The organism is Streptomyces torulosus (assembly GCF_001419765.1).
GTDB lineage: Bacteria > Actinomycetota > Actinomycetes > Streptomycetales > Streptomycetaceae > Streptomyces > Streptomyces torulosus.
The window spans coordinates 1-4251 of record NZ_LIRK01000260.1 but is presented as its reverse complement, the minus strand read 5'-3'; the positions used below and the strand labels follow the sequence as shown (position 1 = coordinate 4251).

Below are 4251 nucleotides of genomic sequence, written 5' to 3'. Positions count from 1 at the left end.
GGGTCATACGGTCCCGGGGGCGGGGCTCAGCCCCAGCAGTTCTCCAGGCCGTAGCCGGTGTCCTTCGACGCGACCCCGTCCTGCGCCTTGTCGGTGATCAGCGTGACGCCGGTGTCGGTGTAACCGGACGCCTTCTTGCCGTCCTTGGCGAACGTCACGACGGCCTTCACGCCCTCGGCGGCCATCTTCAGCGGGTACTGCTGCGACGTCGCGGCGATCTTGCCGTCCTTGACCGCCTGGGTGCCGGTGCAGCCGCCGTCGACGGAGACGATCAGCACGTCCTTCTCGCGGCCCTTGGCCTTCAGCGCGGTGTAGGCGCCGAGGGCAGCCGGCTCGTTGATGGTGTAGACGACGTTGATGTCGGGGGCCTTCTGCAGGCAGTTCTCCATCGCGGTCTGGCCCTTGGCCTGGTCGCCGCCCGTGTCCTGGGCGCAGACGACGTCCTTGTCCGAGGCGCCGAAGCCCTTCAGGAACCCGTCGTGCCGCTGGACGCCGACCGAGACGCCCGGCGCCAGGTCGAGGGTGGCTATCTTCGCCTTCTTGCCCTTCATCGCGGCCTTGGCGTACTCGCCGATCAGCTCGCCGGCCTTGAGGTTGTCGGTGGCGAAGAGGGCGTCGACGGCGCTCTCCGGGTCGGTCGGGGTGTCCAGCGCGATGACCAGGACGCCCTTGGCGCGGGCCTTCTCGATCGCGGGGACGATCGCCTTGGAGTCGCTCGGCGTGATCAGGATGCCCTTCACACCGGCGGCGACCATGTTCTCCAGAGCGGTGACCTGACCGGCGTTGTCCCCGTCGAACTTGCCTGCCGCGGTGGACAGTTCGGCGCCGTTTTCCTTGGCGGCCTTCTCCGCGCCCTCCTTCATCTTCACGAAGAACGGGTTGGTGTCGGTCTTGGTGATCAGGCCGACCTTGACGGTTCCGGAGCCGGAACCCGAGGAGGAGGAGTCCGAACCGGAGCCGGAGCCGCAGGCCGTCAGCGTGAGGGCCGCGACGCCCGTGACCGCGGCCGCCCTGAGGAGGGAGGAGGACAGACGAGTGGTGCGAGACATGATCGACTCCTGTGGGATAGCGAGCGGCACGGGGCTGGGTGATCGGAGCATGCCGCCCCGGGTGTCATCGTTGACTTATGTCATCGTTGACACTGCATGGCGAGGATGATGGACTCCGGATCCGGGCAACGTCAATGCCTTCCACCCGTCACAAATCGGCAACGTCCGAAGCCGTCGTCTCCGTACGGCCGGTGAGCCCCCTGTCGCCGCGCCGGTGGTTTCGCCCGGTCCTTCCGAGCCTTCTTCGAGAGAGAGCAGCCCATGAGCCCGAGTCGGATCACTGTGCTGGGAGAGTGCGTCGCGGACGCCTTCACCGAGCCGGCCCACGCTCCCGATGAACTCGCTCTGCGGGTGCTGCCCGGCGGCGGACCCGCGAACACGGCCGTGGCCCTGGCCCGGCTCGGGACCCCGGCCCGCTTCCTCGCCCGCCTGTCGGGGGACGTGTTCGGCCGGCTGTTCCGGGGGCACCTGGAGGCGTCCGGCGTCGACCTCTCGTACGCCGTCGCCGCCCCGGAGCCCAGCACGCTGGCGGTGGCGGAACTGGACGCCACCGGGCAGGCCGCGTTCTCGTTCCACGCCCAGAACACCGCCGACTGGCAGTGGACCTCGGCGGAACTGGCCCGGGTGGACCTGTCCGGGACGGCCTGTGTGCACACCGGCTCGCTGGCCCTGGTCCGCGAGCCCGGCGGGGCGGTGGTGGAACGGTTCCTGGAGGCGACGGCCGCGCAGGCCACCGTCAGCATCGACCCCAACGTCCGGCCGCTGCTGGTGGACCCCGAGGTCTACCGCGCCCGGCTGGCGCGCTGGTGCGCACTCACCGACATCCTGCGGCTGAGCTCGGACGACCTGGAACTGCTGCTGCCGGGCATCTCGCCCGAGGGGGTCTGCGACACCTGGCATGCCGCGGGGGTACGGCTCGTCGTGATCACCCTCGGCGCCGACGGAGCCCTGGCCTCGCTCGACGGCGAACGGGTGCGGGTGCCCGCGGTGGCCACCCGCGTCGTCGACACGGTCGGTGCGGGCGACTCCTTCACGGCCGGCCTCCTGCACCACCTCGGCACCCTCGGCCTGCTCGGTGGCCGACTGGACGGGGTCGGTCTCGACGAGGTCGCCGAGGCGTGCCGGTTCGGCGCCCGGGTGGCGGCCCTGACCTGCTCGGTCGCGGGCCCCAATCCGCCGTGGCGGGAGCGGTTGGAGCAGCTCGCGCCCGCCGCGGGCGCCTGAGCCGCGGAGCGGGCCGTGCGGGCGATTCCCCGCGGGCCGTTGACGTGCCCACCGGATCTCGCCCATCATCGGGCCACTCGATGTCATCGATGACATCGGCCGACGGGTGCGCCCGGTCGGGATGAACACCCTGGCCGGGGCGGTGGCGACGGCCCCTGCCCGGGTCCGGCGACGACAGGCTCGCGCCGTGGACGAAACGCCATAAGTGTGCGGTTCCGGCCCCTGGTTGGGGCCGTGGGCGCGGGCCTCGTACGCGACACTCACCCCTGGAACGACAAGGACACGCCATCGTGAAGAAGACCCTGCTCGCCGAGTTCACCGCCCGTGAGGGCGCGCGGGACGAGGTGGCCCGCATGATCGGGGAGTACGCCCTGAAGGTGCGCGAGGAGGAAGGCAACCTTGCCTTCGACGTCTACACCAAGGCGGCCGCACCGCGCGCCTTCTGGATCTTCGAGGTGTACCGGGACGAGGACGCCTTCCAGGCCCATCTGAACGCCCCCTACGGCGGCCCGTTCAACGCCGCGCTCGCGCCGCTGATCGAGGAGGACGCCTCCGTGCTCACGTTCCTCGACCCGCTGGCGTGACCGGGCCGGGCGCGGTGGGCCGCAGGGTGCCCCGGGCGGGTCGGGTCGACCCGCCCGGGACGAGGTGTGCCGCCGGTCGTCCGGGTCAGCGCTGGGTGTAGATGAAGCCGATCTTGTCGGCCTCGTCGCCCGCGCGGCCGTGGAAGCCGGCGATCTGCCAGCCCGACGGTGCCGTGCGCGTCACACATGTCGAGGTGGTGGTGCCCCCGGTCAGGGTGCGGCCCTGGTTGGTGGTGAACTTGGCGGAGAAGATCCGGGTGCGGCCGTCCTTCTGGCCCTGACACAGGGTGGCCGAGGCGAGGTACTCGCCGCTGCCCAGCGTGAGGGAGGACGCGGTGCCCCCGGTGCCGCCGTGGGTGAGCGTGGTGCCGTTCGCGAGGGTGAGGCTCAGCTGGTCCACGCGGGAACCGGCGCGCAGGGCGACGGTGGTGGCACGGGCCCCGGCCGGCACGCTGCCGATGTCGTTGAAGTAGTCCCCGTGCGGCCCGCCGAACTGGTCGCTGAGCTGGAAGGCGGCGTTGCGCGACCAGGAGAAGTCCACCGTGAGCGGGTCGTGGTCGGAGAGCATCAGACCGCCGTCGGTGAGGAACTTGGCGTGCTCGTTGTTGTAGCGCGTCGCGTTCAGCGAGACGAGCTTGCTGCCCCGGTAGAGGATCTTGTCGACGACCTCGCAGGTGTTGGGCACGGTCGTCCCCGTCTGGTCGCAGACCAGGGCGTCACTGCCCTTCGCGGGGGCCACGCCACCGCGGATCAGCTTGACCCACGGGTCGGTGAGGCCGTTGGCGGCGGCGAACTCGGCGATGGTGTCGCCGGAGCGGGTGTACCGGGTGTTGGTGTCACCCATGACCACGACGGCGTTGCCCGCGGAGTGCGAGGCGATGAAGTCGGTGAGCTGGCTGAGGTTGGCCCTGCGGGCGGCGAGGTCGTCGTCGTTGGTGCCGGCGTTGGTGTGCAGGTTGTAGAAGTCGACGTAGACGCCCTCGGCGAGACGCTCGCGCATGAAGGTGAAGCCCTTGGGGGTCAGGCAGTCGCCCGAGCCCAAGGTGCAGTTGTTCCAGCGCACCCGCTCGAAGTCGTCCTCGTCGTAGGGGAGTTTCGAGAGCGAGTTGAGACCGCTGCCGACGCCGGCGCCGCCGCTGGTGGGAGTGCGGTACGGGTGCGCGGTGTCGGCGGCGTAGAGGAGGGCGTGGTAGTTGAAGTCCTCCTGGGCGTGGACCACGTCGTACGACGCGATCCGCTGACCGATCGTCGTGGTGCTGGACTCGCGGGGCGTCGGTGCGCTGGATATCGCCTCGGGCAGGCCCGCGACGTTGTAGCTGAGGACGTTGAAGGTGCCGGAGTCGGCGGCCGCGGCGGCCTCGGCGGGCTCACCGTGGCCGCCCCCTCCGCCGAGG

The 4251-nt window shown here is 70.8% G+C and carries 4 protein-coding genes; 2 read left to right on the top strand and 2 right to left on the bottom strand.

What is annotated here, in order from left to right; all coding sequences use genetic code 11:
* Positions 1-26: 26 nt before the first annotated feature.
* Entirely contained in the window at positions 27-1049 is a 1023-nt protein-coding gene (locus tag AOK23_RS18725) for a sugar ABC transporter substrate-binding protein (protein WP_055713841.1), read from the bottom strand.
* A gap of 261 nt (positions 1050-1310) precedes the next feature.
* Here AOK23_RS18725 and AOK23_RS18720 point away from each other — a divergent pair, with 261 nt between their 5' ends.
* Together AOK23_RS18720 and AOK23_RS18715 are read left to right on the top strand one after the other, a co-directional pair.
* Positions 1311-2273, top strand: a complete 963-nt coding sequence (locus AOK23_RS18720; RefSeq protein ID WP_055713840.1) for a carbohydrate kinase family protein — start codon at positions 1311-1313, stop codon at positions 2271-2273.
* A 290-nt stretch (positions 2274-2563) separates the two neighbouring features.
* On the top strand, positions 2564-2857 hold the full coding sequence (locus AOK23_RS18715; protein WP_055713839.1) for a putative quinol monooxygenase: 294 nt from the start codon (positions 2564-2566) through the stop codon (positions 2855-2857).
* Between the two features lie 85 nt (positions 2858-2942).
* On the opposite strand, the gene AOK23_RS18710 is transcribed toward AOK23_RS18715, so the two are convergent.
* Positions 2943-4251: jacalin-like lectin (locus tag AOK23_RS18710; RefSeq protein ID WP_055713838.1), on the bottom strand; the 1309-nt coding region annotated here is incomplete at its 5' end.